Source organism: Streptomyces sp. NPDC001515 (genome assembly GCF_053597115.1).
Map to the genome: position 1 here is coordinate 318,256 of NZ_JBSFHN010000002.1, position 14,446 is coordinate 332,701.

A 14,446-nucleotide genomic window follows, 5' to 3' on the forward strand; every position below is an offset into this window, starting at 1 on the left:
AGTTTCCCCCACTGTAGCCCCGGGCCCGATTCCTCAACCGCCCGCGCCCGCCCCCGGCGGCAGCCCCGGACCCAGCCGTACGTACGGCGCCGCCGCCTCCAGCTCCAGCACCCACACCTCGTTGGCGCCGTCCCGCAGCACCGGACCCGGCACGTACAGCGTCCGCTGCGGGCCCGCCGCCCAGTAGCGCCCCAGACAGAAACCGTTCACCCACACGAACCCCCGGGTCCAGCCCGGCAGTTCCAGCCCCGCGTGGTCCGCCGCCGACGCGTCGGCGACCTCGAACAACCCCCGGTACAGCCCGGTCCCGCCCGACCCGTCGACCGGGACGAACGCCAGGCCCGCCACCGCACCCGGCACGTCGAACGCGTCCAGCCGCAGCGCCCTCGCCCGCACCCCGTGGAGGTACTGCCGCTCGTGCAGCACACCCCCGGTGATCCCCTTCGGCTCGCCCAGCCGGGGCCCGTAGTTGACCCGCCCCAGCGACTCCACCCACAGCTCCACCTCGGCCGGACCCGCCACCGGCTCCGGCAGCGTGGCGTCCGCCTCGTCCAGGACACCCCGGCGCACCCCGTCCACGAACACCACCGCCCGGTCCCGCAGCCCCGCCACGGACAGCGGATACGGGCGGCGCGGTCCCGGCACCGACACCCGGTAGCGCACCAGCCCCCGGTCCACGCCCAGCTCCTCGAAGGTCGGCGGCACCCCCGACGGCCCGCACTCCGGATCGCCCAGCGCCTCGAGGACGCCCGCCAGCGGCAGCCACTCGGTCAGCGCCGCCCGGACCGGCGGCAGCCCGGCCGGCGCGGGCGGCAGCGGCGGCAGCGGACCGTCCGCGTACCCGGCCAGCACCTCCCGCATCAGCCGGAACTTCTCCGTGGCCCGCCCGTACTCGTCCACCGGCGCGTCGTAGTCGTACGACGTCACCGTCGGCAGGAACCCCTGGTCCTGGAGCGGACCCGACCGGTTCGCGCCCGCCCAGCCGGCGAAGTTCGTCCCGCCGTGCGCCATGTACAGGTTCACCGACGCCCCGCACTCCAGGATCTCCCGCAGCGCCGCCGCCGCCTCCTCCGGTTCCCGTACGACCGGCGGCGCACCCCAGTGCGCGAACCAGCCGCACCAGAACTCCATGCACATCAGCGGGCCCGCCGCCCGGTGCCGGCGCAGCACGCCGAACGCCTCCCGCGCCCCCGAACCGAAGTTCGCCGTCGCCAGCAGACCGGGCACCGAACCGCCGGTGAGCATGTGGTCCTCCGGCCCGTCCGAGGTGAACAGCGGCACGTCCACCCCCAGCCCGACCAGCAGATCCGCCACCCGGCGCAGATACACCGCGTCCGTGCCGAAGCTCCCGTACTCGTTCTCCGCCTGCACCATCACCACCGGACCGCCCCGGCCGATCTGCCGCGCCACCACCTGCGGCAGCAGCTCCGCGAACCAGGCCCGCACCGCGTCGAGATACCCCTCGTCACGGCTCCGCACCCGCCGCCCGAACCGCCCCGTCACCCAGACCGGCAGACCGCCGTTCTCCCACTCGGCGCAGATGTACGGCCCCGGGCGCACGATCGCCCACAGCCCGGCCCGGTGCGCCGCGTCCAGGAACCGCCCCAGCGCCCCGACGTCCCGGAAGTCCCCCGGACGCGGCTCGTGCAGATTCCACGGGACGTACGTCTCCACGCAGTTCAGGCCCATCGCCCGCAGCATCGCCAGCCGGTGCCCCCACTGCCCCTCGTGCACCCGGAAGTAGTGCAGCGCCCCCGACAGCAGGCGCACCGGCCTGCCGTCGATCCGGAAGTCGTCGTCCCCGACGGTGAAGTCAGCCATGGTGCCCGTTCCCTGCCGATGCGGAATTCCTCGGTCCAGCCTCACCCCTGGCGTGCCGCCGGTCCATGGACAAAGATCGTGGCTGCTTGGACAACCGCCTGGTCACCGGGCACACCGCACACGGACAGGACCAGCGGGGAGCGAAGAGGCCGATGTACCGCACCTGGATGCGCTTCTTCACGCCCAGCCCGCTCCACCACCGCCTCGGCCTGGTCTGCCTCGGCGTCGGCCTCCAGCACGGCACCCTGCCGCCCGTCGGCCCCCGCACCCTCGACCACCACGTCGCCGTCGTCGTCCACTCCGGCAGCGGCTGGATCGCCGGCCCCGACGGGCGGCGGCTGACCGTCACCGCGCCCAGCCTGCTCTGGCTGACCCCGGGCACCCCGCACCACTACGGCGCCGACCCCGCCACCGGATGGGACGAGAGCTTCGTCGCCTTCACCGGTCCCGCCACCGCCGCCTACACCGAACTCGGCTGCATCGAACCCGAGCGCCCCCTGGTCCCCCTCTCCGACACCGCCGCCCCCCGCGCCGCCGTCGGCCGCATCGTCCGCGCCGCCCGACGCGGCAACCCCCTCCTGGACGTCGAGACCGCGGCGGCCGTCCACGAACTCCTCGTCGCCCTGCGCCGGGCCCGCGCCGACCACGGCCCCGACGGCGACCCCCTGCTCCGGGCCCTGGCCCGCGACGCCTTCCGGCCGCTGACCGTCGCCGAGCACGCCGCACGCCACGGCATGACCACCGCCGAACTGCGCACCGCCGTCCGCCGCGGCGCCGGATGCAGCCCCAAGGACTACCTCCTCGCCATCCGGCTCGGCCGCGCCAAGGAACTCCTCGCCACCGGCGACCTGCCCGTCGCCGCCGTCGCCCGCCGCGTCGGCTACGACGACCCCGCCTACTTCTCCCGCCTGTTCGCCCGCCGCGTCGGCATGGCCCCCGTCCGCTTCCGCGCCCAGCAGGGCCGCGCCGTCCCCGGCGGCTGGAGCGACCGCGTCCCGGACCCCGATCACCCGCCGACGCTCACCCCGTAACCCGTAAGCTCGATGCCCATGACCACGAACGACATCGACGACTCCGTACGCGCCGAACTCACCCGGCTGCGCCAGAGCATCGACAACATCGACGCGGCCGTCGTCCACATGCTGGCCGAACGCTTCAAGTGCACCCAGCAGGTCGGCCACCTCAAGGCCGCCCACCACCTCCCCCCGGCCGACCCCGACCGCGAGGCCCGCCAGATCGCCCGCCTCCGCCAGCTCGCCGAGAGCGCCCACCTCGACCCCGCCTTCGCGGAGAAGCTGCTCAACTTCGTCGTCGCCGAGGTCATCCGCCACCACGAACGCATCGCCGAGGAATCCGCCGGCCAGAGCTGACCGCCGGCGCACACCCCGCGCACCCGCACTCACTCCACGTCACCGGCGCACCCCGCCGCAGGGCCCGTCCGCCACGAACCCGGCACCCTCGCGTCAGCCCACCGTGAACCCGCCTGCACACCGCCCACCCCATACGGCAGCATGGCACCCATGTCCGTACTGATGCGCGATGAAGCGCAGGCCCGAGCCCAGTTCCTCGACGTACAGCGGTACACGATCGACCTCGATCTCACCGCGGGGGAGGAGACCTTCGACTCCCGTACCGTCATCCGGTTCACCGCCCTCGCCGACGGTGACACGTTCGTCGAGATCAAGCCCGCGGTCCTGCGCTCCCTCACCCTCGACGGACAGCCGCTGGACCCCGCCGGCCTCACCGGGAACCGCTTCCCCCTCACCGGCCTCACCGCCGGCCCCCACGAACTGCGCGTCGACGCCGCCATGCGCTACTCCCGCACCGGCGAGGGCATGCACCGCTTCACCGACCCCAGCGACGGCGAGACCTACGTCTACACCCAGCTCTTCATGGAGGACGTCCAGCGCGTCTTCGCCGCCTTCGACCAGCCCGACCTGAAGTCCGTCTTCGCCCTCACCGTCACCGCCCCCGAAGGCTGGACCGTCCTCGGCAACGGCATCGCCCACCACGACGGCGACGGCCGCTGGACCCTGGCCCCCACCCCGCCCGTCTCCACCTACCTCGTCGCCGTCGCCGCCGGACCCTGGCACTCCGTGACCACCGAACACGCCGGACTGCCCTTCGGCATCCACTGCCGCCGCTCGCTCGCCCCCCACCTCGACGCCGACGCCGACGAGATCCTCGACATCACCCGCGCCTGCTTCGACCGCTTCCAGGAGAAGTTCGACGAGCCCTATCCGTTCGACTCCTACGACCAGGCGTTCGTCCCCGAGTTCAACGCCGGCGCCATGGAGAACCCCGGGCTCGTCACCTTCCGCGACGAATTCGTCTACCGCTCGGCCGTCACCGACACCGAACGCCAGACCCGCGGCATGGTCATCGCCCACGAAATGGCCCACATGTGGTTCGGCGACCTCGTCACCCTCGCCTGGTGGGACGACATCTGGCTCAACGAGTCCTTCGCCGAGTACATGGGCTACCAGACCCTCGCCGAAGCAACCGCCTACACCGACACCTGGGTCGACTTCGGCGTCGCCCGCAAGGGCTGGGGATACGACGCCGACCAGCGCCCCTCCACCCACGCCGTCGCCCCCGACCCCGCCGCCGTCCCCGACACCGCCTCCGCGATGCTCAACTTCGACGGCATCTCCTACGCCAAGGGCGCCTCCGCCCTGCGCCAGCTCGTCGCCTGGCTCGGCGAGAAGGACTTCCTGGCCGGCATCAACACCCACTTCACCCGCCACAAGTTCTCCAACGCCACCCTCGCCGACTTCATCGACAACCTCGCCTCCGCCACCGAACTCGACGTCCACGCCTGGGCCGAGAAGTGGCTGCGCACCACCGGCGTCGACACCCTCGTCCCCGAGGTCACCGACGCCGGCACCGGCTCCGGCTGGTCCCTCACCGTCGACCACCGCGGCACCCGCCCCCACCGCATCGCCGTCGGCACCTACGACCACGCCCTCGGCACCGAACCCGGCCCCGGACAGCTCGTCCTGCGCGACCGCTTCGACATCCCGGTCCCGCACGACGGCCCCGTCACCCGCCCCGGCCGCCGCCCCGCCCTCGTCGTCCTCAACGACCAGGACCTCACCTACGCCAAGATCCGAGTCGACCCGGACTCCTGGAACACCGTCCTCACCCACCTCGGCGGCATCCCCGACCCCCTCACCCGCGCCGTCGTGTGGAACGCCGCCCGCGACATGGTCCGCGACGGCGAACTCGCCCCCACCACCTACCTCGACGCCGCCCGCACCCACCTGCCGCACGAGACCGACCTCGCACTCCTCCAGGGCGTCCTCGCCTTCGCCGACACCCAGATCGCCGCCCGCTACCTCGCCCCCGGACAGCGGCCCGCCGCCCTCGCCACCCTCACCGCCCTCAGCCGCGACCTCATCCGCCGCACCGAGGACGGCTCGCACCCCGGACTCCGCCTCGTCGCCGTCCGCCACTTCATCGACGCCGCCACCCAGCCCGACCCCCTCCAGGCGTGGCTCGCCGACGGCACCGTCCCCGGCGGCCCCGAACTCGACCCCGAACTGCGCTGGCGCATCCTCACCCGGCTCGCCGTCCTCGGCGCCGTCGACACCACCGCCATCGACGCCGCCCTCGACGCCGACCCCAGCGCCACCGGCGAGGAAGGCGCCGCCCGCTGCCGCGCCGCCCTGCCCGACCCCGAGGCCAAGGCCGCCGCCTGGCAGGCCATGTTCAGCGACGACACCCTCTCCAACTACCTGTTCACCGCCACCGCCCAGGGCTTCTGGCAGCCCGAACAGACCGAACTCCTCGCCCCGTACGTGGCCCGCTTCTACCCCGACGCCACCGCACTCGCCGTCCGCCGGGGCCCGGCCATCGCCGAAGCCGCCGGACGGCACGCCTTCCCCGCGTACGCCGTCGACGCCGACAGCCTCCGCCTCGGCGAACAGGCCCTCACCGATCAGGGCCTCATCCCCGCCCTCCGCCGCAAACTCGCCGACCAGATCGACGACCTGCGCCGCGCCCTCGCCGTACGCGAAGCGCACTGACACCCGCCCGGCGCCGCACCCCACCCGTGCCCGGCCCGCCCCCGAACCGGGGCGGGCCGGGCACGAGTGCGTGGGGGCGGGCAGGGGCCGTCGTCGCCCGCTGGGGGCCGGGGGCCGGACGGTTCAGGACGGGGCCGGGCCGTCGTCCCCCGCCGCGCGCATGCGGCGGTAGTGGCGGGCCGCCCGGGCGCGGTTCCCGCAGGACGGCTTGCACCACTCCTGCCGTCCGTGGCTCTTGACGAAGTAGCGCACGCACCTGGGCGCGGCGCAGGCCCGCAGCGACTCGCGCCGGGGGCCGCTCAGGAAGTCGATGGCGGCACGCGCCAGGGCCGCCAGCAGACGGACCCGGGCATCCTCCTCGGCCGACAGCAGCCGGGTGGCGGGGACACCGTCCGCCGGCCAGTCCAGGTGCGGGACGACCGGTTCGCCGGCGGCGGCGGCGTTGAGCCGGGCCAGCGCCCGGCCGGCCGGCGGCAGCGCGCCCGCGTCCGCCGGGCTCGGCGGACCGGGACTGACGGCCCGCGCGAACAACGCCCTCACCGCCTGCCGCAGTTCGACGATCTCGGACCGCAGCTCCTCGTCCGCCGTGAACTCCCCGGACGGTCCCGGACCGGCCGGCAGCCCGGACTGCGCCCGCAGCCACCGCGTCGTCCCCCGCACCGTCGCGAGGTCGTCCGCCACCCCGCCGTCCCCGTCGTGGCGGATCGTGCTCGCCAGTTCCAGTGCCAGCCAGCGCTCCACGAACGCCTCCCCTCCCGTCCCGGTCCGATCGCCGACCACTTGATCACACTCCCGTGCACACCCTAGAGTCTCTAACGGTAAAGCTGGAAATTCCGTTAGACAGGGGAGTGGGGGCGGTCCACCGCACCCACACCGAACCGGCGGCCCGCACCGCCACCGAGGGGGAGAACGGACATGACCCTGCTGCTCGCACACATCAGCGACCTGCACCTGGACGGAACCGAACGGGCCACCGCACGCGCCCGGCGCGTCATGGACCATCTGCGCGCCCTGCCCCACCCCGTCGACGCCCTCCTGGTCACGGGAGACATCGCCGACCACGGCGAGGAGTCCGAGTACGAGGAAGCCGCACACATCCTCGACGCCCCGTTCCCCGTGCTCACCTGCCCCGGCAATCACGACGCGCGCCCCGCGTACCGCAAGGCCCTGCTCGGCGAGGCACCCGACACCGCGCCCGTCAACCGGATCCACCACATCGCCGGCACCGCCGTCCTGATGTGCGACGCCACCGTCCCCGGCCGTGACGAAGGACGCCTGGACACGGAGACACTCGACTGGATCGACGCCCGGCTCACCGAACTGCGCCCGCACACCCCGGCGCTGATCGCCTTCCACCAGCCGCCCGTCGCGCTCCACCACCCGCTGCCCGACACCAGCATGCTCGAACACCCCGAACGGCTGGCCGCGCTCCTGGACCGGCACCCGGCCGTCGTCGCCGTCCTCACCGGACACGCCCACACCGCCGCCGCCTCGACCTTCGCCGCCCGCCCCCTGATCGTCGGGCCGGCCGTCACCTGGACCCTGCGCCTGCCCTGGGAGGGCGACCACCCCGTCGACCGCGACCAGCCGCCCGGCCTCGCCTTCCACCTCCTCGACGACGACCGCCGCCTGACCACCCACTACCGCGTCGTGCCCTGACCCCGCGCCACAGCACCCTTCCACGGTCCGCCCGCCCGTCCCACGGCGCCGTCGCACCCGGGCCCCGGCCGGCCGACCGCCGCGCCGGGGCCCGAACCCGTCCGACCACCGGCCCGGAGGAAACGTGGCCCACCCCTACGCCGTCCTCGGGTTCCTGACGGCACTCCTGCCCCTCGTCGCCACCCCCGGAGCCAGCCTGGCCCTCCTGCTGCGCCACGTCACCGACCACGGCCGCCGCCAGGCCCTCCCCGTCGTCCTCGGCACCGTCACCGGCCTCTACGTCCACGCCGGACTCGCCATGGCCGGCCTCGCCGCCCTCCTCATGCGCTCCCCCCACGCCTTCACCGCCGTCACCATCCTCGGCGCCGCCTACCTCATCGGCCTCGGCCTGTGGACCTGGCACACCACCATCCCGAGGGCACACCCGCCGACGGAAGGCGCCGTGACGGAACGTACGGGAACGGAGGGCGCCGCGAGGGAACGTACGCGGACGGAGGGCGCCGTGACGGAACGTACGCGGAGGGGAGGTGCCGCAGCCACACGTGCCCCCGTCCGCCGGTCCCTCCGCGCACGCGCGAACTCCGCCTACGCCCAGGCCCTGCTCGGCAACGTCCTCAACCCGAAGGCGGCCTCCATCTACCTCACGCTGGTACCGCAGTTCATCGACAACGCCCACCCCCTGGCCGCCCAGATTCTCACCCTGGCCACGGCCCACGCCCTGCTCATCGCCCTCTGGCTCCTCGGCTGGGCCCTCCTCGTCCGGCGCGCCGCGCCCGCCCTGCGCAGCCCCCGCTTCGCGCGCAACACCACCAGGACCACCGCGGTCGTCCTCCTCGCCCTCGGCATCGGCACCCTCACCCAGCGGTGATTCGGCGCCGTCCCACTCCGCGACGTCCCGTCACCGACGAAGAGCCGCCCCGGAGCCGTCCGGGACCCGCACCACGCCCGTCCCGTACGCCTCCCGGACCCACCCCGCGCCCTCCCCGAGGCACGACACGGACACCCCGGCACCCCCGCCCCCCGGCTCCGCACCCCATAGCACTCCGCCGCGCCACACCCCGCTCCCACCAGCCCGTCATCCCCCTTTCGGGTTCAGATCACCGGGCACCCCGGCAACGACACCCGAAACCCGGACAAGCTGACATGTCCACCCGCGCGCACCCGAAGGGTCAGCCCCCCATGCCCACCCCCGCACTCGCCGGATCCACCACCGGACCCACCGCCCTGCGCCCCCTCATCGACACCGTCCTCACCGCCCTCCAGGAAGGCGCCCGACGCCGCGACGGACCCCTCCCCGCCGGCGGACCCGACGCCGTCGCCGCCCACACCCGCACCGCCCTCGACCCCGTCATCCCCGAACACGGCACCGGCGCCCACCACGCCCTCGCCACCCTCGTCGGCGCCCTCACCGAAGGCGCGGCCGACCCGGCGGACCCCCGCTGCGCCGCCCACCTCCACACCCCGCCCCTCGCCCTGGCCACCGCCGCCGACCTCGCGGCCTCCGCCCTCAACCCCTCCATGGACTCCTGGGACCAGGCCCCCGCCGCCTCCACCATCGAGGCCGACACCGCCGCCGCCCTCGCCGCCGAGGTCTACCCCCGCCGCCCCCGCCCCGACGCCCTCGTCACCACCGGCGGCACCGAGTCCAACCAACTCGCCCTGCTCCTCGCCCGCGAACGCCACGGCACCGTACAAACCGTCTGCGGCACCAACGTCCACCACAGCATCCCCCGCGCCGCCTGGCTCCTCGGCCTCCCCGAACCCCTCACCGTCCCCGCACCCACCGGCACCATCGACCCCGGCGCCCTCGACAACCTCCTCGCCCACCACCGAGGACCCCACCCCCTCCTCGTCACCGCCACCGCAGGCACCACCGACACCGGCAGAATCGATCCCCTCGCCGAGATCGCCGACCTCTGCGAAGCCCACGGCGCCGAACTCCACATCGACGCCGCCTACGGCGGACCCCTCGTCCTCAGCCCCACCCACCGCGACAAACTCACCGGCATCGACCGCGCCCACAGCGTCGCCCTCGACCTCCACAAACTCGGCTGGCAACCCGCCTCCGCGGGCATCCTCGCCGTCCCCGACCACCGCCTCCTCCACCCCCTCCACCACCACGCCCCCTACCTCAACGCCGACGACGACACCGAAGCCGGCCTCCCCGACCTCCTCGGCCGCTCCCTGCGCACCACCCGCCGCCCCGACGCCCTCAAGATCGCCGTCACCCTCCAGGCCCTCGGCCGCAGCGGACTCGCCGACCTCATCGACCGCACCTGCGCCGCCGCCGAACACCTCGCCGACCTCATCACCAAACACCCCGCACTCGACCTCTACGAACGCCCCACCCTCACCACCGTCCTCTTCCGCCCCACCCACGCCGACGACCACACCGTCGCCACCCTCCGCCGCACCCTCCTCACCCGAGGCCACGCCGTCCTCGGCCGCACCCGCACCCACGACCGCCTCTGGCTCAAAGCCACCCTCCTCAACCCCCACGCCACCCCCGAGGACCTGCACACCCTCCTCGCCCTCGTCACCGACCTCGCCACCGAACTCACCGAAAGCGGCACCCCCCGATGACCACCCGGCCCCCCCGGCCCACCCCCGACACCGACCGGCCCCACGACCTCATCGGCATCGGCATCGGCCCCTTCAACCTCTCCCTCGCCGCCCTCGCCCACGGCCTCCCCACCCCCCTCACCACCGCCTTCTACGACCAACGCCCCGCCTTCCACTGGCACCCCGGCCTCCTCATCGACGGCGCCACCCTCCAAGTCCCCTTCCTCGCCGACCTCGTCACCCTCGCCGACCCCACCAGCCCCTGGACCCTCCTCAACTACCTCCGCACCCGCGACCGCCTCTTCCCCTTCTACTTCGCCGAGCGCTTCCACATCCCCCGCACCGAATACGACGCCTACTGCCGCTGGGTCAGCAGCCAACTCCCCGGCCTCCACTTCGGCCACCAGGTCGACACCGTCCGCTGGAACACCCAACGCGCCCACTTCGAAGTCGACTTCACCCAACTCGACGCCGACGGCCAAGCCGAAGCCCTCGGCCGCGCCCACACCCGCGCCCTCGTCCTCGGCATCGGCACCGAACCCCACATCCCCGAACCCCTCAAACCCCTCGCCGACGCCGGCACCGCCCCCGTCATCCACTCCGCCGACTACCTCCACCACCGCACCCGGCTCCTCGACGCCGAACACATCACCGTCATCGGCTCCGGACAGTCCGGCGCCGAGATCTACCTCGACCTGCTGCGCGCCCGCCCCGAAGGACGCGAAAAACTCCACTGGCTCGCCCGCACCCCCGCCTTCGCCCCCATGGAGTACTCCAAACTCGGCCTCGAACACTTCACCCCCGACTACACCCGCTACTTCCACGGCCTCCCCGAAACCGTCCGCGACCAACTCGTCCCCCAGCAGTGGCAACTCCACAAAGGCATCGACCACGACACCATCAGCGCCATCCACGACGAGCTCTACCGCCGCACCCTCCACGGCGGCTGGCCCGACACCACCCTCACCCCCGGCGTCACCGTCCGCACCGCCGGCCGCGTCGCCGCCACCCGCGTCGAACTCCACCTCGAACACACCCAGCAGGGCACCCGCAGCCGCCTCGTCACCGACGCCGTCGTCCTCGCCACCGGCTACCGCGAACGCCCCCTCGACCCCCTCCTCGAACCCCTCGGCACCCTCGTACGCCGCGACCGCGCCGGCCGCCCCCGCGTCGACGAGCACTACCGCCTCGACCTCGACCCCGCCGTCACCGGCCCCCTCTACGTACAGAACGCCGAACGCCACACCCACGGCGTCGGCGCCCCCGACCTCGGCCTCGCCGCCTGGCGCAGCGCCACGATCCTCAACCACCTCACCGGCACCACCCCCTACCCCCTCCCGCACCGCACCGCCTTCACCACCTTCGGCCTCACCCCGCACACCCCCACCATCCCCACCCAGGGCCCCGACCTCGTCCCCCTCATCCAGAACACCTGACCGCCCCCACCACCACCCGCCACAGAGACCGCCCCCGCCCCCCGGACACGACAACGGCGGCTCCCCCCACCCGCACCACGCGCATGAGGAGAGCCGCCGTCGACCCCGCCCAGAACCTGCCCGACCCCTCCCGTCCGCCGGGCCTAGAACACCGGCACACCGTCCCGCGTCAGACGCCAGTCCACCGAAGCGAACTCCGCCGCGTCCACCGAACCCTTCGCCCGCACCCAGGCGATGATCGTGTTCCGGATCTCCTCCGAATTCGCCCACACCTGCTTCGCCGCCGGAACGTGCGGGAAGTTCCCCCCACCACTCGCCCGGTAGTTGTTCACCGCCAGCACGAACTGCGCCGCCGGATCCACCGGCTTCCCCTCGAACGACAGACCCGAAATCCGCGACCCCACCGGCTTCGCGATATCGATGTCGTACGTCAACCCCGACACCGCGTCATAGTTGTAGTCCGGCGTGCTCTCCGCGTTCGTCAACGCCTCCGGATCCACCGGCGCACCCGCCGCCGTCCGCACGTAGTACTTCGCCGAGAACTCCAGATAATCCAGAATCTGCGCACCCGTCACCAGACGCGCCTCCAGCGTGTTCTCGAACGGATACAGACCCGCCGCATCCTTGATCGTCACATCCCCCGCCGGAATCCGCGCCGTACGCGAGAAGCACGAAGCCTGCGACAGCACCGGCAACGACGCGTACTCACCCCCCGCCAGCGCCTCCCGCACCGTCTCCGTCTGCACCACGTTGATCAGATCGATGATCGGCTCGTCCTTCCACGCCGCCTCCGCCGTGGACATCGCCGCCGTCGACGTACCGATCACCTGGTTCACATACGCCACCACCTTCGCGTGCTCGTCCGCGAGCAACCGGGTGATCTTCGGGTCCTCCGCCACCGCATTGGAGTTCAGCACCCGGGAACCGGCCCGCTCCACCACCCAGCGACCCTTCTCCCACACCAGATCGAAGTCGAACAACGTCAGCCGCTGCCCCCACTTCAACGGCTCCGACAGCACGACCCTCTTCCTGGTCTCCTTGTTCTCCACGAAGTACTCGGGAATCTCCAGATGCGCGTGACCCACCAGAATCGCGTCGATCCCCGGCACCTGCTCCGCCACCAGACCCGCCGCGTTCTCCACATACGGAATCTGATCCCCGTACGACGACGTCCCGCTGTTCCCCGAGTGCGCCGACACGATCACCACGTCCGCACCCATCGACCGCAGCCGCGGCACGTACTTCGCGGCCTGCTCCTCCAGGCCCGGGAACACCATCTTCCCGCCCACATTCGCCTTGTCCCAGATCGCGATCCCCGGATTCGTCAGACCCAGGATCCCCACCCGCACATCCCGGCCGTGCGGCGTCCGCAGCGTCTTGATCACATACGGCGCGAACGCCGGCCGCAACGACTTCGCGTCCAGCGCGTTCGCCCCCAGCAGCGGAAAATCACACTGCTCCTCGAACTTCCGCAGCACCGGAATCCCGTAATTGAACTCGTGATTCCCCAGCGCCGCCGCGTCATAGCCGATCGCGTTCATCGCCTGCGCCATCGGATGCACCGGACCACGCTTCGCCGTGATCGGATCGATCTTCGCGTAGTAGTACGACAACTGCGTACCCTGAATCGTGTCACCCGCGTCGATCATCAGCGTGTTCTGGCGGCCCTTCTCCCGGCGCACCTGATCCACCAACGTCGAGATCTTCGCCAGACCCACATCGTTGTGCGCCTTGTCGTCGAACTCGGCGTCCGTGAAGTAGTCCCAGTTGAAGACGTTCCCGTGCAGATCCGTCGTCCCCATCACCGTGAACGCGTACCGCTTCGGCTCCGGCCCGTGACCATGACCCCGGCCCTGCGCCCCGGCCGGCACCGCTCCACCCCCCACCAGCGCCGCACCCGCACCGGCAGCCGCCGATGTCCCCAGAAACGTCCTTCGGTTCAGCGGCATCTCGTCTTCTCCCACATCTTGGTTCACCCCGCGCATGACACGCGTAGACCACGCGCCCCCACGGACAACGCGCGTAGATAATCACCCGCGCCCCACCCCCGGCAACACCCCCGACAGGTTTCCGTTCCATGACCACACAACGACCACCCGACCACACCCCACCTGTCAGACCCGACTGCCACAGTGGACCCCATGACCGACACCGCCCAGCCCTACGGCACCCCCGACCAACCCCGCCTCGCCGTCCGAGGCGAAGCCCGCCTCGAAGTCGACCCGGAGATCGCCCGCCTCTCCATCACCGTCACCGCCCGCGGCAAAGACCGCCGCGCCGCCCTCGACGACCTCACCCGCCGCAACACCACCGTCCTCGAACTTGCCCGCACCTACGGCGACGCCATCGAAAAACTCGAAACCGGCGCCCTCTCCATCAGCCCCGAACTCGTCCACCGCGGCCGCGACGAAAAGATCCGCGCCTACCACGGCCGCGTCCACATCACCGCCGTCCTCAACGACTTCACCACCCTGGGCGAATTCGTCACCCGCATCGGCGACCTCGACATGACCCACATCAACGGCCCCTGGTGGGCCCTGCGCCCCACCTCACCCGCGCACGGCGAAGCCCGCCGCCAAGCCGTCCGCGAAGCCGTCCAACGCGCCCGCGAATACGCCGGAGCACTCGGCGCCGAACTCGCCGCCCTCGTCGAACTCGCCGACATCGGCGCCGAGAACCCCGCCCCCGTCGCCTACGCCCGCGGCGCCGGCTACGGCGGCCCACTCCCCGCACCCGCCGGAGCCGCCGCCCCACCGCCCCCCGCCATCGACCTCGAACCCCAGCAACAGACCGTCTACGCGCAGGTCAACGCCCGCTTCACCATGACCCCGCCGAAACTCTGAAAACGACCCGACCGACCCACCCCGACCCCCACCGGCGCGCGCGAGACACAGCGCCCCCCCCCCCAAAAAAAAAAATGTGAAAAAAACGGAAAAAAAA

General features: G+C 72.5%; 11 protein-coding genes. 8 read left to right on the plus strand and 3 right to left on the minus strand.

The window, feature by feature from the left end; translation table 11 throughout:
* Positions 1-33: 33 nt before the first annotated feature.
* Positions 34-1,821 carry a beta-galactosidase gene (locus ACWCXC_RS05025; RefSeq protein WP_450886658.1) on the minus strand — a complete coding sequence of 596 codons (1,788 nt, stop codon included), beginning with the start codon at positions 1,819-1,821 and terminating at the stop codon, positions 34-36.
* A 152-nt stretch (positions 1,822-1,973) separates the two neighbouring features.
* Between ACWCXC_RS05025 and ACWCXC_RS05030 the strand changes: the two genes are divergently transcribed.
* The 3 genes from ACWCXC_RS05030 (at position 1,974) to pepN (ending at position 5,849) form a co-directional block, all read left to right on the plus strand.
* Positions 1,974-2,852: a helix-turn-helix domain-containing protein gene (locus ACWCXC_RS05030; protein WP_450681077.1), complete on the plus strand. Its 879-nt coding sequence runs from the start codon at positions 1,974-1,976 to the stop codon at positions 2,850-2,852.
* A gap of 18 nt (positions 2,853-2,870) precedes the next feature.
* On the plus strand, positions 2,871-3,191 hold the full coding sequence (locus ACWCXC_RS05035) for a chorismate mutase (RefSeq protein ID WP_450681015.1): 321 nt from the start codon (positions 2,871-2,873) through the stop codon (positions 3,189-3,191).
* A gap of 150 nt (positions 3,192-3,341) precedes the next feature.
* Complete coding sequence (pepN, locus tag ACWCXC_RS05040; protein ID WP_450681016.1) at positions 3,342-5,849, plus strand: aminopeptidase N; 2,508 nt, start codon at positions 3,342-3,344, stop codon at positions 5,847-5,849.
* A gap of 123 nt (positions 5,850-5,972) precedes the next feature.
* On the opposite strand, the gene ACWCXC_RS05045 is transcribed toward pepN, so the two are convergent.
* Complete coding sequence (locus ACWCXC_RS05045; RefSeq protein WP_450681017.1) at positions 5,973-6,590, minus strand: CGNR zinc finger domain-containing protein; 618 nt, start codon at positions 6,588-6,590, stop codon at positions 5,973-5,975.
* 174 nt (positions 6,591-6,764) lie between these two features.
* Between ACWCXC_RS05045 and ACWCXC_RS05050 the strand changes: the two genes are divergently transcribed.
* The 4 genes from ACWCXC_RS05050 (at position 6,765) to ACWCXC_RS05065 (ending at position 11,506) form a co-directional block, all read left to right on the plus strand.
* Positions 6,765-7,508: a metallophosphoesterase gene (locus ACWCXC_RS05050; protein WP_450681018.1), complete on the plus strand. Its 744-nt coding sequence runs from the start codon at positions 6,765-6,767 to the stop codon at positions 7,506-7,508.
* 124 nt (positions 7,509-7,632) lie between these two features.
* Positions 7,633-8,376 carry a LysE family translocator gene (locus ACWCXC_RS05055; protein WP_450886661.1) on the plus strand — a complete coding sequence of 248 codons (744 nt, stop codon included), beginning with the start codon at positions 7,633-7,635 and terminating at the stop codon, positions 8,374-8,376.
* Between the two features lie 311 nt (positions 8,377-8,687).
* On the plus strand, positions 8,688-10,091 hold the full coding sequence (locus tag ACWCXC_RS05060) for a pyridoxal phosphate-dependent decarboxylase family protein (RefSeq protein ID WP_450886663.1): 1,404 nt from the start codon (positions 8,688-8,690) through the stop codon (positions 10,089-10,091).
* Positions 10,088-11,506, plus strand: coding sequence for a lysine N(6)-hydroxylase/L-ornithine N(5)-oxygenase family protein (locus tag ACWCXC_RS05065; RefSeq protein WP_450681021.1), 1,419 nt, complete (start codon positions 10,088-10,090; stop codon positions 11,504-11,506). Before ACWCXC_RS05060 ends, ACWCXC_RS05065 begins: the two co-directional genes overlap by 4 nt.
* Before the next feature lie 143 nt (positions 11,507-11,649).
* Here the strand turns inward: ACWCXC_RS05065 and ACWCXC_RS05070 are convergent, their stop codons facing one another.
* Positions 11,650-13,455, minus strand: coding sequence for a bifunctional metallophosphatase/5'-nucleotidase (locus ACWCXC_RS05070; RefSeq protein ID WP_450681078.1), 1,806 nt, complete (start codon positions 13,453-13,455; stop codon positions 11,650-11,652).
* 192 nt (positions 13,456-13,647) lie between these two features.
* On the opposite strand from ACWCXC_RS05070, the gene ACWCXC_RS05075 reads away from it, so the two are divergent.
* Complete coding sequence (locus tag ACWCXC_RS05075) at positions 13,648-14,349, plus strand: SIMPL domain-containing protein (protein ID WP_450681022.1); 702 nt, start codon at positions 13,648-13,650, stop codon at positions 14,347-14,349.
* The last annotated feature ends 97 nt before the right edge of the window (positions 14,350-14,446 follow it).

Bases quoted from the DNA above. Each gene is read 5' to 3' on its own strand.
- ACWCXC_RS05030 (WP_450681077.1), top strand. From the start codon at position 1,974: ATGTACCGCACCTGGATGCGCTTCTTCACGCCCAGCCCGCTCCACCAC.
- ACWCXC_RS05060 (WP_450886663.1), top strand. From the start codon at position 8,688: ATGCCCACCCCCGCACTCGCCGGATCCACCACCGGACCCACCGCCCTG.
- ACWCXC_RS05050 (WP_450681018.1), top strand. From the start codon at position 6,765: ATGACCCTGCTGCTCGCACACATCAGCGACCTGCACCTGGACGGAACC.
- ACWCXC_RS05075 (WP_450681022.1), top strand. From the start codon at position 13,648: ATGACCGACACCGCCCAGCCCTACGGCACCCCCGACCAACCCCGCCTC.
- ACWCXC_RS05070 (WP_450681078.1), bottom strand. From the start codon at position 13,455: ATGCCGCTGAACCGAAGGACGTTTCTGGGGACATCGGCGGCTGCCGGT.
- pepN (WP_450681016.1), top strand. From the start codon at position 3,342: ATGTCCGTACTGATGCGCGATGAAGCGCAGGCCCGAGCCCAGTTCCTC.
- ACWCXC_RS05035 (WP_450681015.1), top strand. From the start codon at position 2,871: ATGACCACGAACGACATCGACGACTCCGTACGCGCCGAACTCACCCGG.
- ACWCXC_RS05025 (WP_450886658.1), bottom strand. From the start codon at position 1,821: ATGGCTGACTTCACCGTCGGGGACGACGACTTCCGGATCGACGGCAGG.
- ACWCXC_RS05065 (WP_450681021.1), top strand. From the start codon at position 10,088: ATGACCACCCGGCCCCCCCGGCCCACCCCCGACACCGACCGGCCCCAC.